This is a genomic window from Conyzicola lurida (assembly GCF_014204935.1).
Lineage (GTDB): Bacteria > Actinomycetota > Actinomycetes > Actinomycetales > Microbacteriaceae > Conyzicola > Conyzicola lurida.
In genome coordinates, this window is record NZ_JACHMJ010000001.1 from 2,244,824 (window position 1) to 2,270,508 (window position 25,685).

29 protein-coding genes and 1 pseudogene are annotated in these 25,685 nt (G+C 69.1%); 8 read left to right on the plus strand and 22 right to left on the minus strand.

Features of this window, described 5'->3' with window-relative positions; all coding sequences use genetic code 11:
- Nucleotides 1-3 precede the first annotated feature (3 nt).
- A complete protein-coding gene (gene rpsB, locus HD599_RS10885; protein ID WP_184237293.1) occupies nucleotides 4-1,035 on the minus strand; it encodes a 30S ribosomal protein S2 in 1,032 nt (343 codons plus the stop codon).
- A gap of 304 nt (nucleotides 1,036-1,339) precedes the next feature.
- Here rpsB and HD599_RS18205 point away from each other — a divergent pair.
- Nucleotides 1,340-1,753: pseudogene (locus HD599_RS18205) on the plus strand (M23 family metallopeptidase); the annotation flags it as partial.
- A 108-nt stretch (nucleotides 1,754-1,861) separates the two neighbouring features.
- Here HD599_RS18205 and HD599_RS10895 read toward each other — a convergent pair.
- Together HD599_RS10895 and HD599_RS10900 are read right to left on the minus strand one after the other, a co-directional pair.
- Complete coding sequence (locus tag HD599_RS10895) at nucleotides 1,862-2,887, minus strand: tyrosine recombinase XerC (RefSeq protein WP_184237296.1); 1,026 nt, start codon at nucleotides 2,885-2,887, stop codon at nucleotides 1,862-1,864.
- A 176-nt stretch (nucleotides 2,888-3,063) separates the two neighbouring features.
- The gene (locus HD599_RS10900; protein WP_184237299.1) at nucleotides 3,064-5,166 is read right to left on the minus strand and encodes an MMPL family transporter; all 2,103 of its coding nucleotides are present in this window, start codon (nucleotides 5,164-5,166) and stop codon (nucleotides 3,064-3,066) included.
- A 92-nt stretch (nucleotides 5,167-5,258) separates the two neighbouring features.
- Here HD599_RS10900 and HD599_RS10905 point away from each other — a divergent pair, with 92 nt between their 5' ends.
- On the plus strand, nucleotides 5,259-5,759 hold the full coding sequence (locus HD599_RS10905) for a MarR family winged helix-turn-helix transcriptional regulator (protein ID WP_184237302.1): 501 nt from the start codon (nucleotides 5,259-5,261) through the stop codon (nucleotides 5,757-5,759).
- Nucleotides 5,760-5,774: 15 nt separating this feature from the next.
- Here HD599_RS10905 and HD599_RS10910 read toward each other — a convergent pair whose 3' ends face one another.
- Nucleotides 5,775-6,704: a metallophosphoesterase gene (locus HD599_RS10910; RefSeq protein WP_184237305.1), complete on the minus strand. Its 930-nt coding sequence runs from the start codon at nucleotides 6,702-6,704 to the stop codon at nucleotides 5,775-5,777.
- A 58-nt stretch (nucleotides 6,705-6,762) separates the two neighbouring features.
- The gene (locus HD599_RS10915) at nucleotides 6,763-7,158 is read right to left on the minus strand and encodes a hypothetical protein (RefSeq protein ID WP_184237308.1); all 396 of its coding nucleotides are present in this window, start codon (nucleotides 7,156-7,158) and stop codon (nucleotides 6,763-6,765) included.
- Nucleotides 7,159-7,209: 51 nt separating this feature from the next.
- On the opposite strand from HD599_RS10915, the gene HD599_RS10920 reads away from it, so the two are divergent.
- Both HD599_RS10920 and HD599_RS10925 read left to right on the plus strand, forming a co-directional pair.
- Nucleotides 7,210-7,932 carry an SOS response-associated peptidase gene (locus tag HD599_RS10920; protein ID WP_184237311.1) on the plus strand — a complete coding sequence of 241 codons (723 nt, stop codon included), beginning with the start codon at nucleotides 7,210-7,212 and terminating at the stop codon, nucleotides 7,930-7,932.
- 19 nt (nucleotides 7,933-7,951) lie between these two features.
- Nucleotides 7,952-8,314, plus strand: a complete 363-nt coding sequence (locus HD599_RS10925) for a hypothetical protein (protein ID WP_184237314.1) — start codon at nucleotides 7,952-7,954, stop codon at nucleotides 8,312-8,314.
- A 32-nt stretch (nucleotides 8,315-8,346) separates the two neighbouring features.
- Here HD599_RS10925 and dprA read toward each other — a convergent pair whose 3' ends face one another.
- The 3 genes from dprA to HD599_RS10940 are packed head-to-tail and all read right to left on the minus strand — an operon-like array spanning nucleotide 8,347 to nucleotide 11,458.
- Nucleotides 8,347-9,567: a DNA-processing protein DprA gene (gene dprA, locus HD599_RS10930; RefSeq protein WP_184237329.1), complete on the minus strand. Its 1,221-nt coding sequence runs from the start codon at nucleotides 9,565-9,567 to the stop codon at nucleotides 8,347-8,349.
- Nucleotides 9,564-11,102, minus strand: a complete 1,539-nt coding sequence (locus HD599_RS10935) for a YifB family Mg chelatase-like AAA ATPase (RefSeq protein ID WP_184237332.1) — start codon at nucleotides 11,100-11,102, stop codon at nucleotides 9,564-9,566. Before HD599_RS10935 ends, dprA begins: the two co-directional genes overlap by 4 nt.
- Nucleotides 11,102-11,458 (minus strand): YraN family protein, encoded by a 357-nt coding sequence (locus HD599_RS10940; protein ID WP_184237335.1) that lies wholly within the window; start codon nucleotides 11,456-11,458, stop codon nucleotides 11,102-11,104. Before HD599_RS10940 ends, HD599_RS10935 begins: the two co-directional genes overlap by 1 nt.
- A 153-nt stretch (nucleotides 11,459-11,611) precedes the next feature.
- Here HD599_RS10940 and HD599_RS10945 point away from each other — a divergent pair, with 153 nt between their 5' ends.
- Nucleotides 11,612-13,309, plus strand: a complete 1,698-nt coding sequence (locus tag HD599_RS10945) for a long-chain-fatty-acid--CoA ligase (RefSeq protein ID WP_343062019.1) — start codon at nucleotides 11,612-11,614, stop codon at nucleotides 13,307-13,309.
- On the opposite strand, the gene HD599_RS10950 is transcribed toward HD599_RS10945, so the two are convergent.
- From HD599_RS10950 to HD599_RS10980, 7 genes are all read right to left on the minus strand, one after another.
- Entirely contained in the window at nucleotides 13,247-14,221 is a 975-nt protein-coding gene (locus HD599_RS10950; RefSeq protein ID WP_184237341.1) for a Fic family protein, read from the minus strand. The genes HD599_RS10945 and HD599_RS10950 overlap by 63 nt on opposite strands.
- Nucleotides 14,222-14,299: 78 nt before the next feature.
- On the minus strand, nucleotides 14,300-14,911 hold the full coding sequence (locus HD599_RS10955; protein ID WP_246376170.1) for a PadR family transcriptional regulator: 612 nt from the start codon (nucleotides 14,909-14,911) through the stop codon (nucleotides 14,300-14,302).
- A 144-nt stretch (nucleotides 14,912-15,055) separates the two neighbouring features.
- Entirely contained in the window at nucleotides 15,056-15,379 is a 324-nt protein-coding gene (locus HD599_RS10960) for a DUF2469 family protein (protein WP_184237343.1), read from the minus strand.
- Nucleotides 15,380-15,391: 12 nt separating this feature from the next.
- The gene (locus HD599_RS10965; RefSeq protein WP_184237346.1) at nucleotides 15,392-16,036 is read right to left on the minus strand and encodes a ribonuclease HII; all 645 of its coding nucleotides are present in this window, start codon (nucleotides 16,034-16,036) and stop codon (nucleotides 15,392-15,394) included.
- A 1-nt stretch (nucleotide 16,037) separates the two neighbouring features.
- A complete protein-coding gene (gene lepB, locus HD599_RS10970; protein ID WP_184237349.1) occupies nucleotides 16,038-16,820 on the minus strand; it encodes a signal peptidase I in 783 nt (260 codons plus the stop codon).
- 88 nt (nucleotides 16,821-16,908) lie between these two features.
- On the minus strand, nucleotides 16,909-17,256 hold the full coding sequence (rplS, locus tag HD599_RS10975) for a 50S ribosomal protein L19 (RefSeq protein ID WP_184237352.1): 348 nt from the start codon (nucleotides 17,254-17,256) through the stop codon (nucleotides 16,909-16,911).
- A gap of 165 nt (nucleotides 17,257-17,421) precedes the next feature.
- Nucleotides 17,422-17,826, minus strand: a complete 405-nt coding sequence (locus HD599_RS10980) for an MFS transporter (RefSeq protein ID WP_184237354.1) — start codon at nucleotides 17,824-17,826, stop codon at nucleotides 17,422-17,424.
- Between the two features lie 205 nt (nucleotides 17,827-18,031).
- Here HD599_RS10980 and HD599_RS10985 point away from each other — a divergent pair, with 205 nt between their 5' ends.
- Together HD599_RS10985 and map are read left to right on the plus strand one after the other, a co-directional pair.
- Nucleotides 18,032-18,622 (plus strand): TetR family transcriptional regulator, encoded by a 591-nt coding sequence (locus HD599_RS10985; protein WP_184237357.1) that lies wholly within the window; start codon nucleotides 18,032-18,034, stop codon nucleotides 18,620-18,622.
- A gap of 96 nt (nucleotides 18,623-18,718) precedes the next feature.
- Nucleotides 18,719-19,486 (plus strand): type I methionyl aminopeptidase, encoded by a 768-nt coding sequence (gene map, locus HD599_RS10990; RefSeq protein WP_184237360.1) that lies wholly within the window; start codon nucleotides 18,719-18,721, stop codon nucleotides 19,484-19,486.
- A 135-nt stretch (nucleotides 19,487-19,621) separates the two neighbouring features.
- Here map and trmD read toward each other — a convergent pair whose 3' ends face one another.
- The 5 genes from trmD to HD599_RS11015 form a co-directional block, all read right to left on the minus strand.
- Nucleotides 19,622-20,305, minus strand: a complete 684-nt coding sequence (gene trmD / locus HD599_RS10995; protein WP_184237364.1) for a tRNA (guanosine(37)-N1)-methyltransferase TrmD — start codon at nucleotides 20,303-20,305, stop codon at nucleotides 19,622-19,624.
- A 4-nt stretch (nucleotides 20,306-20,309) separates the two neighbouring features.
- Entirely contained in the window at nucleotides 20,310-20,960 is a 651-nt protein-coding gene (gene rimM / locus HD599_RS11000) for a ribosome maturation factor RimM (RefSeq protein ID WP_184237366.1), read from the minus strand.
- A gap of 4 nt (nucleotides 20,961-20,964) precedes the next feature.
- Nucleotides 20,965-21,201, minus strand: a complete 237-nt coding sequence (locus tag HD599_RS11005) for an RNA-binding protein (RefSeq protein ID WP_184237369.1) — start codon at nucleotides 21,199-21,201, stop codon at nucleotides 20,965-20,967.
- 5 nt (nucleotides 21,202-21,206) lie between these two features.
- Complete coding sequence (gene rpsP, locus HD599_RS11010; RefSeq protein ID WP_184237372.1) at nucleotides 21,207-21,635, minus strand: 30S ribosomal protein S16; 429 nt, start codon at nucleotides 21,633-21,635, stop codon at nucleotides 21,207-21,209.
- Nucleotides 21,636-21,808: 173 nt separating this feature from the next.
- Nucleotides 21,809-22,735 carry a DMT family transporter gene (locus tag HD599_RS11015; protein WP_184237375.1) on the minus strand — a complete coding sequence of 309 codons (927 nt, stop codon included), beginning with the start codon at nucleotides 22,733-22,735 and terminating at the stop codon, nucleotides 21,809-21,811.
- A 119-nt stretch (nucleotides 22,736-22,854) separates the two neighbouring features.
- Here HD599_RS11015 and HD599_RS11020 point away from each other — a divergent pair, with 119 nt between their 5' ends.
- Complete coding sequence (locus tag HD599_RS11020; RefSeq protein ID WP_184237378.1) at nucleotides 22,855-23,988, plus strand: glutamate--cysteine ligase; 1,134 nt, start codon at nucleotides 22,855-22,857, stop codon at nucleotides 23,986-23,988.
- 13 nt (nucleotides 23,989-24,001) lie between these two features.
- Here the strand turns inward: HD599_RS11020 and HD599_RS11025 are convergent, their stop codons facing one another.
- The gene (locus HD599_RS11025; RefSeq protein ID WP_184237381.1) at nucleotides 24,002-24,805 is read right to left on the minus strand and encodes an LLM class F420-dependent oxidoreductase; all 804 of its coding nucleotides are present in this window, start codon (nucleotides 24,803-24,805) and stop codon (nucleotides 24,002-24,004) included.
- A 9-nt stretch (nucleotides 24,806-24,814) separates the two neighbouring features.
- A complete protein-coding gene (locus tag HD599_RS11030; RefSeq protein ID WP_184237384.1) occupies nucleotides 24,815-25,684 on the minus strand; it encodes an META domain-containing protein in 870 nt (289 codons plus the stop codon).
- Nucleotide 25,685: the final 1 nt, after the last annotated feature.

Here is a 25,685-nt window from a genome sequence, read left to right on the forward strand (position 1 = left end):
AGACTACTTCGAGGACTTCTTGGGAGCGGCCGGCTTCTTCTCGGCGGGAGTTGCCTCTGCCTCGATCTTGGCCTCGGTCGCGTCATCCGACTCGACAACGTGCTCGGGGACGATGGTCGCGTCGGCGGCGGCCTCGTTCGCGGCGGCGACTGCGTCGGCGTCGTTCTCCTCGACGGGAACGGCGGCGGCGACGACCTCGGCCACGGCTGCCTCGTCCTTGGCACCGGAGACGAGTCCGTCAACGGACTCGATCTTCTCGGCCTCGGTGGAGGGGGTCTCGGACGCCTGGAGAAGCTCGGCTTCCCACGCGGCGAGGGGCTCGACGGCTTCGCCGTCTTCCGGCTTCTGGTGACGCTGGACGAGGCCCTCGGCTGCGGCGTCCGCGATGATGCGGGTCAGCAGTGCGACGGAACGGATCGCGTCGTCGTTACCCGGGATCGGGTACTGGACCTCGTCGGGGTCGCAGTTGGTGTCGAGGATCGCGATGACCGGGATACCGAGCTTGTGCGCCTCGTCGATCGCGAGGTGCTCCTTCTTGGTGTCGACGATCCAGATCGCGGAAGGCGTCTTCGTCAGGTTGCGGATACCACCAAGGCTCTTCTGCAGCTTGATGAGCTCGCGCTTCTGGATGAGGAGTTCCTTCTTCGTGTAGCCGCGGCTCGTGTCGTCGAAGTCGACCTCTTCGAGCTCCTTCATGCGCGCGAGGCGCTTGGAGACCGTCTGGAAGTTGGTGAGGAGTCCACCGAGCCAGCGCTGGTTGACGTAGGGCTGGCCGACGCGGAGAGCCTGCTCGGCGATGGAGCCCTGAGCCTGCTTCTTGGTACCGACGAAGAGGATGGTGCCGCCGTGTGCGACGGTGTCCTTGACGTAGTCGTAGGTCTTGTCGATGAAGGCGAGCGACTGCTGGAGGTCGATGATGTGGCTTCCCGAACGCTCGGTCAGGATAAAGCGCTTCATCTTCGGGTTCCAACGACGCGTCTGGTGTCCGAAGTGGACGCCGCTGTCGAGCAGCTGGCGGATTGTTACAACGGCCATGGCCGTGCTCCTTTTCTGGCGCGCGCCTATTAAGGCTTCTCGCGCCAACTCAGTTGTTTCCACGGCCGGTCGGCCGTGAACCTGGTGCCCGGCAGGCATCCGCCGCTCCCGCGAGGGAAGGGACTGAGTGGATGCGTTGCGCGACGTGGAAGTCGCAACGGGCACGCGTAGTCGCCGTGCTTACGCACAGCGCTCCAAGAACTATAGCACCGGGCGGATCCTGCACAGGCCGTTGCGTACCCCCGTTCCGCACAATTCCGGCCCGGTACGGCCGCAGGCCACCCGCGGCATTCACTGTGGCTGGATGCGAACCCTCCCCGCGCTGCTGACGGCCCTGCTCGTCACTCCCCTGCTCGTACTGCCCGCCGCCCCCACCGCGGGCAGCTGGTCATGGCCCGTGGCGGCTCCGCACCCCGTCGTGCGCGAGTTCATCGCCCCCGAGACGCGGTACTCGGCCGGCCACCGCGGCCTCGACATCGGCACGGAATCGCCCACGGTCACCGCGCCCGCCGACGGGGTCGTGCACTTCTCCGGCGTCGTGGTCGACCGGCCGGTGCTGTCGATCCGGCACAGCGACGGCGCGCTGTCCAGCTACGAGCCCGTGTCCTCCCCGCTCGCCGCGGGAGACGGCGTCGTCCGCGGCGCCGAGATCGGCATCCTCCAACCCGGGCACTGCTCGTCGCTCTGCCTGCACTTCGGAGTGCGGGTCGACGGCGAGTACGTGTCGCCGCTGCTCTACCTCGGCGGCATGGAACGGTCGGTGCTGCTGCCGACACGGGTCATCGCGTCGGCGGCTCCGGGTGCTGCCGCAGCAGCGGCTGCCTTCTCAGGCGCGGGGGTGCGCGAGCGCGTAGCTCTCTTTGAGCCGCTCGGTGGAGACATGGGTGTAGATCTGCGTCGTGCCGAGGCTCGCGTGCCCGAGCATCTCCTGCACGGCCCGAAGATCCGCTCCCCCGTCGAGCAGGTGGGTCGCCGCGGTGTGGCGTAGTGCGTGCGGACCCGCGGGTCCGCCGCCGGGCACGGTCTCGAGCAGCTCGGCCACGAGCCGGTAGACGGCGCGGGAGCCGACGCGCGCACCACGCGCGCCGACGAACAGCGCGCTGGACGCGGCAGCGCCGGGAACGGTCCCGCGCAGCTCGCGCCAGGCGGCGATCGCGTTCTTCGCGGGCACACCGAACGGCACCACGCGTTCCTTCGAGCCCTTGCCGAGCACCCGCACGGTCAGGCGCCCGAGATCGACGTCGCGGTCGTCGAGCCCGGTGAGCTCGCTGACCCGCAGCGCGGACGCGTAGAGCAGCTCGACCATGGCGAGGTCGCGGGCGGCCAGTGCGCGGGCGGTGGCCGAGGGGCGGTCGGGGTCCGTGGAATCGCTCGCAGCCGCGGGGCTGCCTGTAGCCGCGGGGCTGCCTGTAGCCGCGGGCCTGCCTGTAGCCGCGGGGCTGCGCGGCACCGTCGGTTCGCCGGCAGCGCGACGGGCGAGCCCGCCGAGCAGGTCGTCCATCTGCGCGCGGGTGAGAACCCGGGGCAGGTGGCGGTCGGGTTTCGGGGCGCGGAGGCGGGCAGCCGCATCCGTCGGCGTGTCGCCGGTGCGGGCCAGCCAGGAGGTCAGCGCGCGGGCGGTTGCCGAGCGGCGGGCGAGGGTCGCTTTGGCGAGTCCCGCGGTCGATCCACGCCAGAGCCAGCCCCGCAGCAGTTCGAGGTCGATGTCGCGGGCCGTCGTGGCCCCGGTCTCGGCGGCGAAGCGCAGCAGGTCGGCGAGGTCGGACCGGTACGAGCGCACGGTGTGCTCGCTGAAGCCGCGCTCTGCCGTGAGGTAGAGCGTGAATTCGTCGAGCACCCGGTCGAGCTGCATGCGTCCATCGTGCCCCGTCGTGCGGCCGCCGCGCGCGAGGCGTGCCGTGACGGCGCGCGAGGCGTGCCGCCGTCGGCGCCGGGCATGCGGCCGCGGTGCGCGGGGCTTGTCGCCGCGGCGCGCGGGGCTTGCCGCCGCGGTACGCGGGGCTTGTCGCCGCCGTGCGCGCGCTGCCGCTACGGCCGCGCTGCCTCAACCGCGGTGTCGGAGTTTTCGTCCGGAGTCGCGAGGTGCGCCGGCGCGTGCAGCTTCGACGGCCACCAGAATTTCTCCCCGGCGATGAATGCCAAGGACGGCACGAGCACGGTGCGCACGAGCAGGGTGTCGAGCAGCACACCGATGCAGACGATGATGCCGATCTGGGTGAGCGTGATGAGCGGCAGCACGCCGAGCACAGCGAACACGGCAGCGAGCAGGATTCCCGCGCTGGTGATGACCCCGCCGGTCGACGACAGCGCCCGGATCATCCCGCCGCGGGTGCCGTGCTGCACGGCCTCCTCCCGCGCCCGGGTCACGAGGAAGATGTTGTAGTCCACACCGAGCGCCACCAGGAAGAGGAAGCTGAACAGGATCACATTCGTGTCGATCGCGGGGAAACCGAAAACCGATTCGAACAGCAACCAGCTCGCTCCGAGGCTGCCGAAGAACGACGCGACGACCGTGAGCAGCAACAGCACAGGGGCGACGATCGAGCGCAACAGCAGCACGAGCACCAGGAAGACGAGCGCGAGGATGAGCGGGATCAGCAGATCCTGGTCGGCCTGCTGCGCCGTGGACTCGTCGAGCGTCTGCGCGTCGAGTCCGCCGACGAGGGCGTCCGCCCCGTCGATGGACGACAGCTCGCCGCGCAGTGCCGTGATCGCGGCAAACGACTCGGGAGTCTCCGCGGCCGCGTCGAGGACCACGTCGATCTGGGTGATGTCGCCCGCGGATTCTCCGGGGGTCGCCGAATCGACCCCGTCGACGGTCTCGGCCGCGGCGACGACCTCGTCGACCGAGTCGCTGTTCGCGATCACCACGACGGGCGAGCCGCTGCCGGCGCTGAACGCGTCGGCGATGATCTCCTGGCCAACGACGGCCTCCGGCACCGAGGTGAACTTCTCGGTCTGCGCGAGCCCGACCTTGATCTGCGGCACGCCGGCGAGGGCGAGCCCGCCCAGCAGCAGCACTCCGACCACGGCGATGGCGACGGGCTTGCGCGAGACGGCGGTGCCGAGGCGGAACCACAGACCCGAGTGCGCCTTGTTCTCGGTGCCGAAGCGCGGCACGTACGGCCAGAACAGTCCGCGGCCGAACAGCACGAGCGCGGCCGGCAGCACGAAGAGGGCGAACAGCATCGCGACGACGACGCCGGCGGCGCAGGCGAGGCCGAGCGCGCGGTTGCCCGTGAGCTGGGCAAAAAGAAGGGTCAACAGACTGAGTACGACGGTGCTGCCGCTCGCGATAATGGCGGGCCCGGCACCGCGCAGCGCCTGCGCCATGGCGACGTGCCGGTCCTCGACCAGCCGCAACTCGTCGCGGTAGCGCGCGATCAGGAGCAGCGCGTAGTTGGTGCCGGCACCGAAGACGAGCACCGAGAGGATGCCCGTGACAGAGGCATCGAGCGCGATCCCCGCGGCTGCGGCGATACGTGTGGCGACGATTCCGGCGAGACCGTCGGCGAGACCGACGACCGCGAGCGGCACCAGCCAGAGCCAGGGGCTGCGGTAGGTGATGAGCAGCAGCACCGCGACCACCAGCACCGTGGTGAGCAGCAGGGTGAAGTCGGCGCCCTTGAAGACCGCGGCGACGTCGACCGCAAATCCTTCGGGTCCCGTGAGCAGGGCGGTGAGACCGTCGGGAAGATCGGCACCGGCGATCTCGCGCAGGTCGGCGGCACGCTCGGCCTGCGCCGCGACATCCGCCACATTTTCCAGGGGGACCACGACGATCGCCGCCGTGCCGTCGTCGGACACCGTGGGCGGCGGCACGAATCCGTCGAGCGAATCCGCGGCGAGGGCCGTACCGGCCGCGGTGATCGCCGCGATGTCCTCGTCGGTCAGAGTGTCGCCGTCGCGGCCGAAGACGAAGAGCGCTGTCGTGGAGTCGGCGGCCGGAAGCGTCTCCTGCAGAGCAGCGACACGCGCCGACTCGGCAGAGTCGGGCAGCCCGACACCCGGTGACGTCTCTTCGTCCGAGCCGGACCCCAGCGCGAAGATCGCCGCGGACACGGCGAGCGCAACGAGGAGCACGATCCACGAGGTCTTTTTCGCGGTGATGAAGGTGGAGAGGCGACGCATGCTGTGATCCTCGATCGTTTCTGGAAAACCGGAAGTAGTTAGATCATCTTATTACTCGACGATTTAGCCACCGTAGCGATAAAGTGGGCAGCATGCAACGAGACGATGCGCCGCTCCGCGGCGAACGCGGATCGTTCTCCGTACACCCCGCGACGGCCCTGCTGCGCGAAATCCTCGACCTCACGACGGACTTCGAGCGCCACCTCGGCCGCCAGCTCACGGTCAACCCGACGGACCTCAACGCGATGGAAGAACTCATCCGCGACGGCGCGCTGAGCCCCACCGAACTCGCGCGCCGGCTCGGCGTGAGCACGGCGGCCGTCACCACCGTCGTCGACCGCCTCACCGCCGTCGGCCACGTGACGCGGGAACCGAACCCGAGCGACCGGCGCGGTGTGGTCGTCGTACCGAATCCCGATTCCGTGCGGGCCGCGATGACGACTCTGCTGCCGCTCATCCTCGGCACCGATCAGGCGCTGGGCGACTTCGACGACGCCGAGAAGGCGACGATCACCGCCTACCTCGGGCGGGTGGCCGACGTCTACCGGGAGCAACTGCGGCCCGCGGCATCCGACGACGAACCCGCCGCCTGACCCGTACGCCGGCCGCTACGTACGCGGGTCTTCGCCCAGGTTGAACGGCGACGTCTTCTTCGAGAAGAAAGCGGTGCGCTGGTCGGGGGTCATCTGCTCGATCTGCTCGACGAAATCCGTGGAGAACCCGGTGATCTCGGTGCGCGCCCCGATCGGTACGACGGAGTGGACGAGCCGGTCGTCGTAGACGTGCACGATGTTCATCGCCTGATCGGAATTGATGCCGGAGAGCAGGCGGTCTTTCGCGGTGAGGGCGAGCGTGTAGCAGGTGGCCGCCGCAACCGAGACGGGAACGCCGGCGAACGTGCTGTGTGTCGAGAAGTGCAGGTGGCCACCGAGGATGCCGCGCACGTCGGTGCCGCGCACGACCGCCTCGAGTCGGTCCTGCCCACGCAGTTCGAGCATCTCCATCGCCCAGAGCAGCGGCGTCGGCACCGGCGGGTGGTGCAGCGCGAGCAGCGTGCCGTGCTCGGCCGGGGTAGAGAGTACGTCGGCGAGCCACTCCAGCTGTGCGTCGGTCATCTCGCCGTGGTGATAGCCCGGCACCGTCGTGTCGAAGGCGATGATGCGCAGGCCGTCGATGTCGTAGACGCGGTCCTGCGGGGCGTCGGTCGCCTCGACGTCGAAGAGCAGGCTCGAATACTGCGGCCGCTCGTCGTGGTTGCCCATCACCCAGATCACCTGGGCGCCGAGGCGCGCGGCGGCGGGCTCGACGATCGAGCGCAGCCGCGAATAGGCCTCCGGTTCGCCGAGGTCGGCGAGATCGCCCGTGAAGACGATCGCCTCGGGGCGGATCCCGGACTGCTCGAGCTGCTCGAGCGCCCGGGTCAGGTTGCCGTCGGTATCGACCTGGTCGTAGAGCTTCTTGCCGGCGCCCAGGAAGTGGGTGTCGCTGATATGCACGACGACGTGCTGAGCTGCGGGGTACTGACCGAGAGGTTTCACGCCTTCAGGGTACGCTCATCGGCCGACAATGCGACAAACTATTGCGAACGGATGGCGGTCACTCAGGTTGCAGCACGGCGTACTCACCGCCGCCGCAGTCGCCGTAGCCCTCGCCGTCGTGGCCCCATTCGATCCACCCTCCGCCCGTGGCCGGGAGCGTCTCGCCCAGACCGAACTTCCCGATGCCCTCGAGCGACACGTACTGGCCGTCTTCGGAGATGGTCGATCCCATGGGCGCGACGATCACCGCGCCGTCGAGTGAGACACAGCCGGCCTCGTTCGTTCCGAGTACGCCGGTGAGCACCGACTGCATCCTGTCCGTCGTATCGGGACCCACGACCAGAACGACACCGTCCATCGAGACATCGTCTCCGGCAGCGGCGCAACCGGCCAGCGCGAGCAGGCCCATCGGGAGGATGACGAGGGAAGCGGCGAATCGTGCACGACGGGTCATGGGCGCAGCCTAGCGCTGCGGTTGTCGGTGCCGGGGAGCATGATGGGAGTCATGTGCGGAAGATTCGCTGTCGACAAAGACACCAACGAGTTGATCGAGGAGTTCGTCGCCGCGGGCGGCGACGTGCACGACTGGGCGCCGAGCTGGAACCTGGCGCCGACCCAGCAGGTACCGGTCGTGATCGAGAGCGTCAAGACCGGCGAACTCGTGCGCCGGCTCGAGACCGCGCGCTGGTCGCTCGTGCCGGGCTGGTCGAAGTCGCTCACCATGAAGTTCCCCACGTTCAACGCGCGCTCGGAGACTGCTGCCGAGAAGTCCACCTTCTCCGCATCGGTGAAGTCGAAGCGTGCCATCATCCCGGCGTCGGGCTACTACGAGTGGCACACCGACCCCGTCACCAAAAAGAAGACGCCGTTCTACATCCACTCCGGGAATGACGAGACGCTGGCCTTCGCCGGGTTGTACTCCTGGTGGAAGGACCACAGCAAGGCGGAGGACGACCCGACGTCGTGGAACCTCACCGCCACGATCCTCACCTCCGACGCGGTGGACGACCTGCTCGACATCCACGACCGCAACCCCGTGCCGCTCCCCCGCGAGTGGTGGGGACGCTGGCTCGACCCGGCGACGGTCGGCGACCAGGACTTCGTCGACGCCGCCGTGCAGGCCGCGCTGCCGGTCGCCGGGTCCCTCGAGATCCGCGAGGTGGCACCGCTCCCGTTCCAGGGCGAGGGTCCGGAGCTGATCCGGCCGGTGACCAAGGCGGGCCAGTAGTCCCGGCTATCGTTGGACGATGATCAGCAGACGAGACGCGGCCCAGCGCCTCGACATCCCCGTGGAGATGTTGGTTCGCCACGACTTCCCCTCGAAGATGTCGTCCACCGACTTCGACGACCTCGAACAGAACCCTCCGCCCTGGCTCGTGCAGTCCCGCGCGAACCGCAGCGCCAAGGCCCGCCCGGTGTGGTTCACACTGAAGTGCGACGTCTGCGGCTACACCGAAACCGAGCGCCCGAAGAAGTGGTGGCCCGATTTCACCTACCTGAGCTGCGACGACCACAACATCGGCGACCTCCCCGCGCCCGCCGACGGCCTGCACCGCGAAGAGGTCTACGGTATCGGCAGCCGCTTCATCGGCCTGGTCGACAGCAAATAGTCGTCACCATCGCGTGACGGTCGCCGGCCCCGCTACCCCGGCACCATCACCCACCCCCTCTCCCGCTCGACGACGTCTCCATCGAGCTCGAGCCGTCCGAGCAGCGAACGCACGCGGTCGAGCGGCAGCCCCGACCGCACCGCGATGTCGGCGGCGTCCCGCGGCGAGCGCACACTCATCGCGTCGTACAGCCGCGTGAGATCCGCGGCCCGGGCGCCGTCGCCCAGATCGAACAGCGTGGGCGCGTGGTCGAGAGGGGCGAGCTCGGCCATCTGGTCGGGGTTCGTGACGCAGACCGCACCGAACTCGCGCAGCAGCCGGTGGCAGCCCGCCGACGCGGGACTCGTGACCGGACCGGGCACCGCTCCCAGCGGCCGCCCCAGCTGGGACGCGTGACCCGCCGTGTTCAACGACCCCGACCGCGCCCCGGCCTCGAGCACGACCGTGGCCCGGCTCGCCGCCGCGATCAGCCGGTTGCGCTGAAGGAAGCGCCAGCGCGTCGGCGCAGCGCCACACGGCAGCTCGGCGATCACCGCGCCCGTCTGCGCCATCTCGGCGAGCATGGTCTCGTGCCCGCCCGGGTAGAAGCGGTCGACTCCCCCGGCTAGGAACGCGACCGTGATCCCGCCGCTGCGCAACGCCGCCCGGTGCGCCATGCCGTCGATGCCGTACGCGGCGCCCGACACGATCGCGTACCCGCGGTCCACCAGCCCGGCCGAGGCCTCCCCGGTGACGGTCTCCCCGTAGCCGGTCGCAGCCCGCGCGCCGACGAGCGACATCGACCGCGGCAGCGCGGCAAGCGCCTCGTCGGTTCCGCGCACCCAGAGTGCGAGCGGCGCGTGCTCCTCGAGGTCGTCGACCCCGGCCGGCCAGCGCGGGTCGGACGGCACCAGGAGTCGCGCCCCGACCCGGGCGGCCTGCCGCAGCGGGTGCAGGGTGGCCGCGTCGGCGAGCCGCGGCATCCATCGTTTAAGAGCCGTGTCGAGATCATCGGCCGGCAGGGTGTCGTGGCCGGCGTCGGCCAGCCGTGCGTTCAGTTCGACGGGCGACCAGCCCGCACGGAGCCCGCGCAGCGCGCCACCCGCGCCGAGGGCGTCGACGACGGCAAACGCGAAGCGGTCGCCCGGCTCGGCGATGCCGCTCCACGCCGCTCGCGCGAACACCTCCTCGATGCCCGCCCGGTCGAGGTCGTGCCCGGCCACCGCCGTCACGAGCGGCACAAGATCGTTCTCGCCGAAGCCCAGGATTGTCATGAGTTCATCGCCTTCCGCAGGTAGAGGGCGCGGCCCACGTGGTCGGCGCCCGGGATGTCGCGCCCGTCGAGGTCGGCGAGCGTCCAGCCGAGCCGCAGCACCCGGTCGTAGCCGCGCATGGTGATGCCGCCGCGTTCGAGCGCCCGGTCGATGGAGGCGGTCGTCGACGGGGCGAGCCGCATCCGCGCGCTGCGCAGCCACGGTCCGGGAACGTGCGAGTTGAGCGTCCACGGCGTGCTGGCGAGCCGCGCCGCCGCGGCCTCCCGCGCCGCGAGTACCCGGCCACGCGCGACGGCGGTGGACATGCGCGGGGTGTCGTCGGCCAGGCGCAGCTGCGCGCTGGTGATGCGGTTGACGCGCAGCTGGATGTCGATGCGGTCGAGCAGCGGCCCCGAGATGCGCCCCAGGTAGCGGCGGCGGGCGGTCGGCGTGCAGGTGCAGTCGGAGTCGCGGGCTCCGTACTGGCCGCACGGGCACGGGTTGGCCGCCATGACGAGCTGGAACGCGCCGGGGAAGTGCGCGACCGAGTTGGCGCGGTGGATGCTGATCACCCCGCTCTCGAGCGGCTGCCGCAGCGCGTCGAGCACGCTGGACGGGAACTCGGGCGCCTCGTCGAGGAACAGCACGCCGTGCGACGCCCGCGCCGCCGCGCCCGGACGGATCAGCCCGCTGCCGCCGCCGATCAGCGCTGCCGCGGTCGCCGTGTGGTGCGGGCTCTCCAGCGGAGGACGCGTGGGCAGCGCGGACCCGACCGGCAGGCCGGCGAGCGACCGCAGCGAGCTCACCTCGAGCGCGTCCTCGGGGCTGAGCGCGGGCAGAAGCCCGGGCAGCCGGGCCGCGAGCATCGTTTTGCCGGCGCCCGGCGGCCCGAGCAGGAACACGTGGTGCCCGCCCGCGGCGGCGGCCAGCATCGCCTCGACCGAGTCGGCGCTGCCGATGACGTCGGCGAGGTCGAGCTGATCGTCGTGCTCCGGGGCGACGGGGAGGTGCCCGAGGATCGGTTCGACCGGCACGGGCTCGAACTCGCCGCCGTGCCAGATGACGGCGTCGAGCAGGGATGCCGCGGCGACCACCCGCACCCCGGGCACGAGCGCCGCTTCCTCGGCGTTGCCGGTCGGCACCATGACGGTCGTGAACCCGGCCGCCTGCGCGCCGACCACCGCCGGCAGGATGCCCGCGATCGGCCGCAGCCGCCCGTCGAGACCGAGCTCGCCGAGGTGCACCACCCGGTCGACCGACGCGGGATCGACCGTGCCGGCCGAAGCGAGAATGGCCAGCGCGATGCCGAGGTCGAATCCCGAGCCGTGTTTGGGCAGAGCCGCGGGCGAGAGGTTGACGGTGATCTTGTGCGGGGGCAGGTCGCACCCCGAGTTGGTGGCCGCCGCCCGCACCCGGTCTTTCGCCTCGCCGAGCGCCGCGTCGGGCAGCCCGATGAGCACGAAGAACGGCAGGTTGGCCGAGATGTCGGCCTCGATCTCCACGATCGCCCCGCGCAGCCCCAACAGGGACACCGCGTGCGTGCGGCCCACCGCCATCAGAACACCCGCTTCAGATGCTCGATCACGACGGCTCCGAACACCGGCGCCACGATCGCCACCGCGTCGATGCGCACCAGTCCGTGGTCGCCGGGGTGCGCCGCACACCACGCCGCGGCCAGCCGGCGCAGCCGCGCCAGCTTGGCCATGGTGATCGCCTCGAGGGGGTGCCCGTACTGCGTGCTCGACCGCGTCTTCACCTCGACGAACACCAGCTCGGGCCCGTCGCGCACCACCAGGTCGATCTCGCCCTGCGTGCACCGCCAGTTGCGCTCGACCAGCCGCATGCCCGCCCTCACGAGGAACTCGCACGCGAGCTCTTCGCCCCGCCTGCCGAGCTCGTCTTTCGCCGCCATGACCACCTCCGGCCATAAGACTGGCCCGCGGCATCCGTCAAGAAATGGATGAGAGCCCCATCGGTCGGGTCCGCCGCGCCGAAGCACCCTGTGGAGGAGAAGTCACTCAGCTTTGTGACGGATACTGGAGTTTCGCTCTTGGGGAAGGTCGCTGTGAACGTATACGAGAACAAGCCGTGGTTGAGCTCTTACGCACCGGGGGTTCCCGACGAGATCGACGAGCCCACCGAGTCGCTCATCGACATGCTCGACGCGAGCGTGAAGAAGTACGGACGCCGCACGGCCCTCGAATTCTTCGGCGCCGAGACCAGCTACGACGAGCTCGCCGAGCAGGTCGCCCGCGCCGCCGAGGGTCTCCGCCGTCTCGGTGTGACGAAGGGCGACCGGGTCGCCATCGTGCTGCCGAACTGCCCGCAGCACGTCGCCGCCTTCTACGCGGTGCTGCGTCTCGGCGCCATCGTGATCGAGCACAACCCGCTCTACACCGCGCGCGAGTTGCGCCACCAGTTCGAGGACCACGGCGCCACCGTCGCCATCGTGTGGGACAAGACGCACGACGCGGTCTCCGCTTTCCCGAACGACCTGCCGCTGAAGAAGATCATCTCGGTCGACATGACGACCGCGCTGCCGCTGGGGAAGCGTGTTGCCCTGCGCCTCCCGATCAAGAAAGCCCGCGAGACCCGCGCCTCGATGACCGCGACGCCCGCCGCCCGCCGCGTCTTCACCTGGGAGAAGCTCATCGACGGCCCGCGCATCCTGCGCAAGCGCCCGCGCCCCTCGGTCGACGACGTCGCCGTTCTGCAGTACACCAGCGGCACCACCGGCACCCCCAAGGGCGCCATCCTCACCCACGGCAACCTGCGCGCGAACGCGGCGCAGGGCCAGGCCTGGGTGCCGGGCCTCAAGCTCGGCAAGGAGACGTTCTACGGCGTGCTCCCCCTGTTCCACGCCTACGGCCTCACGCTCTGCCTCACCGTCGCCATGAGCATCGGCGCCAAGCTCGTGCTGTTCCCGAAGTTCGACGTGACGATGGTGTTGGATGCGGCCAAGAAGTCGCCCCCGACCTTCCTGCCCGCCGTGCCGCCCATCTACGACGCCCTCACCCGCGTCTCCAAGCGCCGCCGGGCCGGCCTCTCGCACATCCGTTTCGCGATCTCCGGGGCGATGAGCCTCCCGGTCGCGACCGTCGAGCGCTGGGAGGAAGCCAGCGGCGGCCTCCTCGTCGAGGGCTACGGCATGACCGAGACCAGCCCGCTCGCCGTCGGCAACCCGATGGGCCCGAGCCGCCGCCCCGGTACCGTGGGTGTGCCGTTCCCGAGCACCGAGATCCGCGTCGTCGACCCCGAGAACCCCGAGGTCGACCGCCACGAAGGCGAGGCCGGCGAGCTGCTGCTGCGCGGCCCGCAGGTGTTCCAGGGCTACTGGAACCGCCCCGACGAGACCGCCGCCACCCTTCTCGCCGACGGCTGGCTGCGCACCGGCGACATCGTCACGGTCTCCCCCGACGGCTACGTCTCGGTGATCGACCGCATCAAGGAACTCATCATCACCGGCGGCTTCAACGTCTCACCCTCCGAGGTCGAAGAAGTGCTGACGAGCCACCCGGATGTCGACGCCGCCGCCGTGGTCGGAATCCGCCGCGCGAGCGGAACGGAAGACGTCTCCGCCGCCGTCGTCGCCCGCGAGGGCGCGACCCTCGACACCGAGGCGCTGCGCGAGTTCGCCCGCACCAAGCTCACGGCCTACAAGGTGCCGAAGAAGATCGTCGTGCTCGACGAACTGCCGCGGTCACTCGTCGGCAAGGTCGAGCGACGCAAGGTCCGCGACATCCTCGTGGCCCGGAAGGACTGACCCGGCCCGCTCCACGAACGCGTCGACCGCGTCGAGGATGGCTGGTGCGAACCACGCGCGGTTGCGGCGTTCGGGGCCCCGTGGTTCGAGGATGCCGCGTTCCACCAGCGTCTCGATGGCGGTGTACGCCGCGGCCAGGGTCACCCCGAGGGCCGGCACGGTGAGCTTCGCGTCGATCACCGGGTTGTCGAGCACGACCGCGACGAGGTCGCGCGAGCTGGCGTGCGATCGGACGCCGACCATGCGGTGGTCCCAGTCGTCGCGAGTGATCGCGAGCGCGGAGGCGAGCGCCCGCGCGTTCTCGACCGTCGCCTCGACGGCGCGGGCGAGCACGAGCACGATCGGGTTGGCGTCCCCGGCGGCATACGCAGCGATCGCCGCGCGGTAGGCCTCCTCGTCGGCGAGCAGGCCGCCCGAGATCGGCAACGGCACGACCGGGGTGCTGAGGCGTGCCGCGAGCACGGCGCGCGCGGTCCGGGCGTTGCCGAGGAAGAACGGCCGCCGTGCCACCAGCCAGGCGTGGTCGAGCGCGGCCGGCACCAGCAGGGTGCGTCCGTCGAGCGACAGCTCGGCCGCGACGTCGCCGCCCGGATCGATCGCCTCGTGCACGGCGGCCACGTCGTGGGGCGCGTCGAGCGCGGTCAGTGTGGCCTCGAGGACGGATGCCGCGTCCCGCGCGCCCGCGGAGGCCGCGAGCCCCAGGCGGGCCAGCCCCGTCTCGCGCGCATCCGCCGCGAGGCCGGCGAGGGCCGCGCTGGCCGCGCTCTCTGCCCGCGCGAAAGTGGCGGCGAACACGGCGTCGTCGTCCGTGAATTCGGCACGGAACTCCTCGAGCGCGACGGACGCCCTACCGGAGGCCTCGAGGGTGGCGGGGTCGAGTGTCGCGGCGATGTCCGCGGGGGTGAGCAGCACGCTGTGTCCAATAGGGAAGAGAAAAGGGGAGCAACGCCATGCTAGGCGCTGCTCCCCCGGTTAGCCGCGGCCATCGGATTAGTCGGCGAGGATGCCGTAGAGGGCACGGCGCGCCTCGTCCAGCTTGGTCACTGCCTCGGCACGCTGCGCGTCGGTGGCGGCGAACCGGAACTGGTGCACCACGCCCATGAGCTTCGCGACGCTCTCGTGCAGGCCCGCGTCGGCGTCGGTGCGCTCGGTGACGCTCGCCCAGACGCGGTCGAGTTCCTCGGTGTGGGCCTCGACGTAGGCGCGCCCCTCGGCGGTGAGCTGGAACTCGGTGCGGCGGCCCTCGCCGACGCCCTCGATGAGTTCCTCGTCGACGAGCTGCTGCAGTGTCGGGTACACCGAGCCGGGGCTCGGAGTCCAGGTACCGCCGCTCCTCTCGGCGATGTCCTTGATGAGCGCGTAGCCGTTGTACGGCTTCTCTTTCAGCAGGGAGATGATCGCGAGCCGGACGTCGCCCCGGCGCTTGCGCTGCGGCCCGGGTGGCATAAAGCCGCGCGGTCCGAACCCGCCGAAGCCGGGGCCGAAACCGGGGGCGCCGGCGGCGAAGGCGCGCATGCGCTCTCCGCGTCCGAAGCCGCGAGGCGTGTGGCCCTCTCCGCGCTCGTGGCGGTGATGGTCGTTCGTGTGGAAGTCGCTGTTCATAGCGGTTCCGTCCTTTCGTCAGATTCGCCGACCGTTCGTCGGCGATGTAGTAACGATATATCGGTATCTATCGGAACGCAAGAGCAAACTTAAAAGAAAAACGCCCGGAGGCCGTCAGGCATCCGGGCGTCACTACCACGACGACTATTCGTCGAGAGCGAGTTCCTTGGGCAGCTCGAGCTCCTTCGAGCTCAGCTCTTCGACGTTGACGTCCTTGAAAGTGAGAACGCGTACGCTCTTCACGAAGCGGTCGGAACGGTAGACGTCCCACACCCACACGTCGTTCATCGTCAATTCGAAGTAGAAGTCGTGCTCGGTGTCCTGGCGCACGAGTTCGACCTCGTTCGCGAGGTAGAAGCGGCGTTCCGTCTCCACGACATAGCGGAACTGCCCCACCACGTCACGGTATTCGCGGTACAGGGCTAGCTCGACCTCGCGGTCGTAGTCTTCGAACTCGTCTTCGTCCATCGTCTGACAATCCTAAGCCGAAGTCTTGAGCCACGTGCGCCGGTGCAGATCCGTCGCGCCGAGCTCGTCGATCGCGGCGAAGTGCGCCGCGGAGCCGTAGCCCTTGTTGCCGGCCCAGCCGTAGCCGGGCAGGCGGCCGTCGGCCTCGATCATCAGGGTGTCCCTGTGCACTTTTGCCACGACGGATGCCGCGGCCACCGACGCGCAGTCGCGGTCGGCCTTCACGCGGGTCTGAACCCGCAGTGGTGCCTGCAGCGCCGGATTCAACCAGTCGTGCGACCCGTCCAGCAGGATGACGCTCTCGTTGACGAGCGCCCCGGCCTGGTGCATCGCGACGAGCCCGCGTTTCGCCGCGAGCCCGAGGGCCGCGACGATGCCGATCGCGTCGACCTCGTCGGCCGACGCCAGCCCGACCGCCGTGTGCACCGCCCAGGCGACGGTGAGCGGCTCGAGTTCCACGCGCCGCTTCTCGCTGAGCATCTTCGAGTCGCGCAGTCCGACCGGGTGTGCACCGACCGCCTGGTCGACCAGACAGAGTCCGACCGCGACCGGCCCGGCAATCGCGCCCCGGCCCACCTCGTCGATGCCGATGACGTAGCGCGCCCCGGCCCGGTGCATCGCCGTCTCGACCTCGAGGGTCGGGTCCGTCACCGCCATGTCAGTCCTTCGCGGCGTCGACACCGCGGAAGACGATGGGGTAGTTGTCGAGCCAGGTCCAGCGGTCGAGCGGCCAGGTCACCAGCACCGCGCGCCCCACGACGTTGTCGATCGGCACGAAGGCGGTCTCGGGGTCGAGGGCGTAGTGGTACGAGGAGTCGGCCGAGTCGTAGCGGTTGTCGCCCATCACCCAGAGCGAGTCCTCCGGCACGGTGATCGTGAAGTCGTTCGTCGTGGCCTTGGTGGCGTTGCCCAGCTCGGTGTACGGCTCCTCGAGCGGGACGCCGTTGACGAGCATCTGGCCGAGGTCGTTGCAGCAGGTGACGAGGTCGCCCGGCAGGCCGATGACGCGCTTGATCAGGTGGTCGTCGCTGTCGGGCGCGCTGAGTCCGACGAAACCGAGCACGGCGTCGATCCCGGCGGCCACGGGGTTCTGGTTCTTCGGCACGGGCACCCCCAGCCATCCGCCCGGGTCGGTGAAGACCACGACGTCGCCGTGGTCGATGGGTACGACGTCGGGCTCCAGCAGGTTGACAATGATGCGGTCGTCGACATGCAGCGTGTCCATCATCGATTCCGAGGGGATGTAGAACGAGCGGATCAGGAACGTCTTGATCAGGAACGAGATGAGGAGGGCCGCGAGAAAGATGAAGAGGATGTCGCGGAGGAACAGCTTCACTCCGCGCGTCTTGCGCTGCTTGTCCGTGAGACGGGGCTTCCCCGTCGTGCGCCGGCTGTCTTCGTCGGCGCTCGTCGCGCCAGCCGGCTGTAGTTCGCTTGTCATTAAACCCCTGAGCTCCCTGCCAATTGTATTCGGCAGGGAGCTCAGTAGTTCACCCGGGGGGGTGTGGGTCTCAAGTTAAGAGAGACGCTTACGCGTCGCGCTTCTCCTTGATCTTCGCCTTCTTGCCACGCAGGTTGCGCAGGTAGTACAGCTTCGCGCGACGGACGTCACCGCGGGTGACGACCTCGATGTGGTCGATGACCGGCGAGTGCACGGGGAAGGTGCGCTCTACGCCGACCTGGAAGCTGACCTTGCGGACGCAGAACGTCTCGCGGACGCCCTCGCCCGAGCGGCCGATGACGACACCCTGGAAGACCTGGATACGCGAGCGCGTGCCTTCGATGATGTTGACGTGCACCTTGACGGTGTCACCGGCGCGGAAGGCCGGGATGTTGTCCTTGAGGGAAGCCGCATCAACGGCGTCGAGAATATGCATGGTATTCACTCTCTGCAACCGCCACAGGTCGATCACTTTTTGATAATTCTTGAAGTAAGGAGGCGTGCGTCACGTGACCACGTTTCCCCTGTGGCAGAAACGTGCGGAAGCACAAAGATCAATCATCGCATAAATTGCGCGATTGCCGCCACTTCGCCGGGCGCCTCAGCGGTCGGGCAGCTCCTCGCGGGTGCCGTCCGGGTTCACGATGATAACGCGGCCCGAGGCCGGCCCGGGTTCCGGCGTTTCCGCGCGGTAGGTTCCGACGTCGATCGGATCGAGCGAGAGGGCGGCCTGCACTCGCGTACGGGTCTCGCGGAACAACTGCCAGACGGCGTTCCAAAAGGCGACGAGCGCGATCAGCACGATGACGACGGAGAGGGCGCCCGAGGTGGCGAAGCCGTAAGCGATGATGGCGATGTGCCACGCTCCGAGGACGGCCGCATCCGTCCAGGACACCGCGCGGGCTTCACGCACCGCTTTCCGTGCGGTCGTGAGACCGGCGACAGCCAGCATCACGACGAAAAGCACGGGGCAGAGCACGAGATACAGCAGGAAATCCCAGCCCACGCCGTCGAGGATGATACCACGGCCAATTAGCACCCACGAGGGCAGCACAATTGCTGCGATAAACTGCCAATAGAACAGTGCTCGACGGAGATACATGCTTTAAGGGTAGCCTCATGCTGGGCTCGACCACGAATACGGGGTAATTGCGGCAATGAAAGACCAATCGGCACTCCTCCCGAGTTTGGCGACCATTCGCACGGAACCTGTGCAGCAGCGCAGCAGCGAGCGAATCACCCTCCTCCTCGACACCGCAGCCTCCCTCATCGACGAGAAGGGCATCGACGGACTCACCACGAGCGATGTCGCCGCGCGCTCGCGCTCGTCGGTCGGAGTCGTCTACCGTTATTTCCCCAACATCCAGTCCTTGCTGCGCGCCCTCGCCGCCCGCAACATGGAGCGCTTCCTCTCCGCCACGTTCACCGTGGTCGATGAGAACCCCAGCGAATGGCTCGGCGAACTCGACCTCATCCTCGACGTCTACGCGCAGCTCTCGCGCTCCGAACCGGGCTTCCGCGCCCTGCACTTCGGCGGCGTGATCGACGAGCGGTTCATCGACAGCAACGTCAACTCGAACAAAGAGCTCGCCACCCAGATCCTGCAGTTCATGGGCGAGCGGTACGACCTCCCCACGACCGAGGACTTCGTCGTCGATCTGGATGTCGCCATCGAGATCGCCATGGCGCTGATCAACCGCGCGTTCCGCATCGACCGCGACGGCGACGAGCGGTACCTCGAGAAAGCCCGCGTCGTCGTGCGCGACGTCCTCGAGCCGTACCGCACCAATAGCGCCGCCTGACAGCACTTCTCTAAGTTTTCGGAGCTCTGAGTTTCGCACTCTGGGTTTCTGCAGCTCTGAGCTTCGGCAGCAGGTGCCGTCTAGACTGGCAGCACCATGATTGAACTGCGCACCCCCGCCGAAATCGAACAGATGGCCGTCGCGGGGGCCTTCGTCGCCAGTGTCCTCGAAGCAACCGCGGCCGCCACCGACGTCGGCGTCAACCTGCTCGAGCTCGACAAACTGGCCCACAGCATGATCAGGCAGCGTAAGGCCGAGAGCTGCTACATCGACTACCACCCCTCGTTCGGCGCGTCGCCGTTCGGCAAGGTTCTGTGCACGTCGGTCAACGACGCCGCGCTGCACGGACTCCCCCACGACTACCGGCTGCGCGACGGCGACGTCGTGAGTCTCGACTTCGCGGCATCCGTCGACGGCTGGGTCGCCGACTCCGCGATCACGCTCACCGTGGGCACGCCCCGCGACGAGGACCTCGCGCTCCTCGCCACCGTCGAGCTCGCCCTCGAGGCGGGCATCGCGGCCGCCCAGCCCGGCGGCAAGATGGGCGACGTGTCCGCTGCGATCGGCCAGGTCGCGCACGCGGCCGGCTACGCGGTGAACCTCGACTTCGGCGGACACAGCGTGGGCCGCACCATGCACGGCGACCTGCACGTGCCCAACGACGGTCGCCCGAAGCGCGGATTTCCACTGCGCGAGGGCCTGGTCTTCGCGATCGAGCCGTGGCTCATGCTCGGCACCTCGAAGATCTACACCGACAAAGACGGCTGGACACTGCGCAGCGCCGACGGCTCGCGCGCCGCACACGTGGAGCACACCGTCGCGATCACCGCTGACGGTCCGCGGGTGTTGACGGCGCGCTCCTAGCCCGGGTCCCCGACTGCCGACTGCTCGACTGGTCGACTGGTCGACAGGACGGTTCAGCCCCGTCGCACCTCGAACAGGACGATTCGCGCTCGCAAGAACCGGTCGACCTGTCGGGCGGGTGATCCCGCGGGCCCGCTACTCCCCGAGCAGATCCGGCCGCACGCGTCTCGTGCGCTCGAGCTGCTGCTCGTGACGCCAGGCGGCGATCGCGCCGTGGTTGCCGCTCAGCAGCACCGGCGGAACCTCGAGGTCGCGCCAGACGCCGGGCTTCGTGTAGCTCGGGTATTCGAGTAGCCCGTCTTCGTGGCTCTCCTCGGTGAGGCTCTCGGGGTTGCCGACGACACCGGGGACGAGCCTGCCGATCGCCTCGATCATCGCCATGACGGCGACCTCTCCCCCGTTGAGCACGTAGTCGCCGAGGCTGACCTCGCGCACGCGCGCACGCGTGGACGTGTGGGCGATGACGCGCTGGTCGATTCCCTCGTAGCGGCCGCAGCCGAACACGAGGTGCGGCTCGAGGGCCAGCTCGCGGGCGGTGGCCTGCGTGAACCTCTCGCCGGCGGGCGACGGGAAGATGACGACGGATGACGCGTCCGTGAGCACCTCGTCGAAGGCCTCGCCCCACGGCTCGGGCTTCATCACCATTCCGGCGCCGCCGCCGTAGGGGGTGTCGTCGACCGTGCGGTGCCTGTCGTGCGCGAAGTCCCGCAGGTTGTGCACGCCGAGGTCGATGATGCCCTTCTCGCGCGCCTTGCCGAGCAGCGAGATGTCGAGCACCCCGAAGAACTCGGGGAAGATGCTGATGATGTCGATGCGCATCGGCCTAGCTTTCGGCAGGCGCGGGGGTATCGCTTTCGGGGGCGTCGGACGCGGCATCCGGCTCGATGTATTCGACGAGCTTTTCGGCGCCGGGCTGTTCCTCGTCGGGGAGCTCTTCGAAGAGCCCGACGGGAGGCGTGACGGTGAGGGTGCCGGCCTTGACGTCGACCGCGGTGACGATCGCCTTGACGAACGGCACGAGGACGTTGCCGTTGTCGGTCTTGACCGTGAGCAGGTCCTGCGCCGGGAAGTGATCGATCTCGGCGACGGTGCCGACCTTCACGCCGTCGCGGAGAACCGTGAGTCCGACCAGCTGGTGGTCGAACCAGGCGTCTTCTTCATCGGGGATCTCGGCGAGGTCGTGGTCGATCCAGAGGATCGCCTTGATCAGCGTCTCGGCGACCGAGCGGTCGGGGACGTCCTTGAAGAAGGCGACGGCGTGGCTGTTGTACCACTTGAGCTCGATGAGCTCGATCGTCTTGTTGTGCCAGGCCGAACTCGTCGGGACCTGGAGAGTGAAAACGGATCCCGGGGTGAAACGACCGTCCGGGTCATCCGTGAACATCTCGACTTTGATGCCGCCCTTGAGGCCGTGCGCCTTGGTGAGGCGACCGACTCGCAATTGCGACTTGTTGGACTGTGCTGCTGCTGCCACCGGATTAGAAGTCGGTGTCAACCACGTCGACGCGCACCTTGCGACCGTCGGCGAGAGCCGTGATCAGGGTGCGGAGCGCCTTGGCGGTGCGGCCTGCGCGGCCGATCACACGGCCGAGGTCCTCGGGGTGCACGCGCACCTCGAGGACCTCGCCGCGTGGCGAACTCTTAGCTGCTACCTGCACATCTTCAGGGTGATCGACGATCCCCTTGACGAGGTGTTCAAGAGCGGGAGCGAGCATAGTTGTTAGGCCTCGTCTGCAGTCGCTTCGACGGTCTCGGTGGACTCCTCGGCGGGAGCCTCCGCGACCTTCTCGGCGGGCTTCTCGGTCTTGGGCTTCAGAACCGGCTTCTTCTTCTCGTCGGAGACGAAGGCAACCTTGGGCTCCTTGGTCTTGACGGTCGAGACCGCGTTCTTGTCGCCCTTGAAGATGCCCCAGTCGCCGGTCAGCTTGAGGATCGCCTCAACCTGCGGGCTCGGCTGGGCGCCGACGGACAGCCAGTACTGGGCGCGAGCCGAGTCGACCTCGATGAACGAGGGGTTCTCGGTCGGGTGGTACTTTCCGATCTCCTCGATCGAACGGCCGTCGCGCTTGGTGCGCGAGTCGGCAACGACGATGCGGTAGAACGGTGCACGGATCTTGCCCATGCGCTTCAAACGAATCTTTACAGCCACAATTCTCCTGAGATAAATGTTTTGGTGGCGAACTGCTAGCCGTGAGCGTGGGGGCACACTCGGCACAAAAGCTCTAAGGGATCCCTTCCGCACCTGATTAGAGGGTCGGGCGCGGAGGGCTCAACACACCATTCTGCCAGATAAACGGCCGATGCGGGAACAGCCGGGCGCTCTCAGGCCCGGTCAGCGGCGGCGAGTGCCGGACGGCGACGGCTCACCGCGACGCCGACGAGGCAGACGGCACCGCCGAGGATGGCGGTGAGGGCCGGGATCTCGCCGAAAACGACGAGGCCGAGCAGGATAGCGAGCGGCGGAACGATGTAGGTGGTGACCCCGAGGTGCCCGGCGGGCATGCGCGAGAGGGCGTACGCCCAGGTGCTGAAGGCGAGAGCCGTGGGGACGGCGCCGAGGTACACCACTCCCCCGATCGCGGCGGCGGGAGCGTCGGCGAGCGCGGAGACGAGTTCGCCCGCGAACGGCAGGCACGCGACGAGCCCGATGACACAGCCCAGCCAGGTGACCTGGGCCGCGGGGAGGCGCTTCAACGCCGGTTTCTGCATCAGGACTCCGGCGGCGTAGGTCACGGCCGCGACGAGCGCCCACACGACTCCGACGGGGTCCACACCCGCGGTACCGCCCGTACCGAATCCGATGAGCACGACGCCGAGGAACGCGATGCCCGCGCCGATGGCGAGCCATTTGGGAATGCCCTCGCGCAGGAACACCCCGGCACCGAGCGCGATGAGGATCGGCCCGATGTTCACGATCATGGCCGTGGTGCCGGCGTCGAGCGACTTCTCTGCGATGTTGAGGGCCACGTTGTAGCCGCCGAACCAGACGACGCCGAAACCGGCGATGAGCAGCCACTCCCGGCGGTCGGGCGCTACCCACTTTCGCCCGATGAGCAGCAGGCTCAGCAGCGCGGCACCGACGGCGAGACGGCCGAGAGCGAGGGCTCCCCCGCTGAAGTACGGCGCGGTGCCGCGGATCACGATGAAGGCGCTCGCCCAGGCGAGCACCGTCACCACGATGGCCACGGTCACCGCCGGGGTGAGGCCGGGCGCGCGGCCCGGAACAGGCACGGGGGACGTCGGGGTCATGCGTACGACGCTAGCGGCGGCATCCGACATTTCTTCTCAACCCGTGGATCATGGCAGTTCGTGACGCGGGATTGGCCGTGTTGCGCGCTTCTCGCCCCGAAACTTGCCACAATCGCAGGATGGACATCGAATTCGGCGCCTCGAAACGCTCGACCGTCGGCATCGAATGGGAGCTCGCCTGCGTGGACCACGCCAGCGGCGAGCTCACCCCTGCCGGTCCGGAGGTGCTCGCCCGGCTCGCCGACGACCCGGGCTCGCTGCCCCAGGTCACGGGCGAACTGCTCACCAACACGGTGGAGCTCGTGAGCGCTCCGCACGACCGGGTCGGCGACGCCGTCGACGACCTGCGCCGCATGGTGGAGCGCGTGCGCGAGGTGACCGACCCGCTCGGAGTCGACCTGATGTGCTCCGGCACCCACCCGTTCAGCCAGTGGTTCCAGCAGGAGGTGACGCCCGACAAGGAGCGTTACGCCACCCTCATCGACCGCACCCAGTGGTGGGGCCGCCAGATGATGATCTGGGGCGTGCACATGCACGTCGGCATCGAGGACCACCGCAAGGCGCTGCCGATCATCAACGGACTGCTGCCCTACTACCCGCACTTCCAGGCCATCTCGGCGTCGAGCCCGTTCTGGTCGGGCGAGGCCACCGGCTACGCCTCGAGCCGCACGATGCTGTTCCAGCAGCTGCCCACGGCCGGGCTCCCGCCCCAGCTCGGCAGCTGGGAGGAGTACGAGCGCCTGGTCGCCGACCTCACCCACGTCGGGGTCATCGACGACCACTCCGAACTGCGCTGGGACCTGCGGCCGTCGCCCAAGTGGGGAACGGTCGAGATCCGGTTCTGCGACGGGCTGTCGACCACGACGGAGGTGGCGTCGGTCGCGGCGCTCGCCCAGTGTCTGGTCGAGGAGCTCTCGCAGAAGCTCGACCGCGGCGAAGACCTGCCCACGCTGCAGCCGTGGTTCGTGCGCGAGAACAAGTGGCGCGCGGCCCGGTACGGCATGGAGGCGATCATCATCCTCGACGCCGAGGGCAACGAGACCCTCGTGACCGACGACCTGCGCGCGATCATGGAACGTCTCACCCCGATCGCCGATTCGCTCGGCTGTCTCGAGGAGCTGTGGGGCATCGAGAGAATCCTCGACGGCGGTGCGAGCTACCAGCGCCAGCTCGGGGTCGCCGCCGACACCGGCGGCAGCCTCAAGGCCGTCGTCGCGTCGCTCGTCTCCGAGCTGCGCGAGGGCGGCGCCTGAGGCTGCCCGCCCGCTAGGAGTTCTTCTCGTCGCGCCAGGCCAGCCAGTCGGCCACGCGCGCCGTGTCGTACTTCGGACCGGAGAGTCCCACGGTGAACAGGGTCGCACCGAGCGCGAGCTTCTCCTCGGCCTCGGCGGGGGTCGCCTTGCCGATCTCCGTCGAGATCTCGATCTGCGAGGTGTCCCGTCCCACGGACTCGCCGTGCTCGGCGAGGATGCCGAGCTTGCGCTCGAGGGTCGCGGCGTCGCCGAAGCTGTGCCAGATGTCGGCGTGCTTCGCGACGATGCGCAGCGTCTTCTTCTCGCCGCCGCCGCCGATGAGCACGGGGATCTTGCGGGTGGGTGCCGGGTTGAGCTTGCCCCAGCGGTCCTCGATCACGGGCAGCGCCTCGGCGAGGGCGTCGAGACGCTGGCCGACGGTGCCGAACTCGTAGCCGTACTCGTCGTAGTCACGCTCGAACCAGCCGGAGCCGGTGCCGAAGATGAACCGGCCGACGCCCGTGTCCTTCGCGCTGATGTGGTCGATCGTGCGGGCCATGTCGGCCTGCAGGTTCGCGTTGCGGTAGCTGTTGCAGTTGACGAGCGCGCCGATCTCGACGCGGTTCGTCTGCTCGGCGAGGGCGGCGAGCATGGTCCACGACTCGAAGTGCAGGCCGTCGGGCTCGCCGCTGAGCGGGTAGAAGTGATCCCAGTTGAACAGGATGTCGGCTCCGAGCTCTTCCAGCTCGGCGGCGGTCTCTCGGATGTGGGCGTACTCGGCATGCTGGGGTGCGATCTGCACGCCGATGCGGACGGGACGTGTGGCAGCGGTTGTCATTGCGCCAGCCTATGACGGCGCGACCCTTCCGAGCTCGATTCCCGCTGTGTCGAAGAACACGAGTTGCGAATCCGTGAGACCCGCGGTGGATGCCGCGGCGAGCCAGTTCGGCACGGCGGCGCCGTCGCAGCCGATCAGCGTGCTCGGTCCGGCCGTCGCGAGGATCCGGCCGTCGTCGCCCACCACCCAGCGTCCGCTGCCGCCGTTGCAGCCGTCGGAGCCGGTCCAGCTCCCGTCCTCCGCGAGTTCGACGAAGGGCTGGTCGGGCGAGTAGTCGCCCGCCGGTTCCCAGCGTCCGACGAGCGCGGCGGCATCGGCGGGCTCGACGCCGTCGGGGAGCGGCGCGGCCTCCGCGAAGAGCGCCTCGATCTCGGGCGTGACCTCGGGGGCGCGCAGGTAGTCGTCGCTGATGCTGTCGTTGGCCGGCGGGGCGCCGTCGACGCGGAGCACGGCCACCACGGCACCGTCGCTGTCGAGGAGTTCGACCTCGGCCGCGTCATCCACGAGCCTGAAGCCTCGCGCGGCGTAGAGCCACTCGAGCGACGCCACGGGGATCGCGGGGTTCTCGGTGAGACATCCGGTGCCGAGTCCTCCGGACACGTCGGCGAGGAAGGCGCCGCCCGCCGCCCGCCAGTCGCCGGTCGCGACTCCGCACGCGGTCCAGACCGTGAGGTCGCGCCCGTCGAGCCGCAGGTACGCCTCGTCGCCCGAACCGTCGGCCTCGGTGACGCGCCAGAGGTTGACGAGTGGCAGCGCGGACACGGCACCGGTCGACGCGGGCCCCGACTCGGGCGGAGTGGCGGCCGGTATCGAGGGCGGTGCCGCCACGCACCCGGTGAGCACCAGCACCGCGATCGCGACGGGGAAGACTCGTCTCATG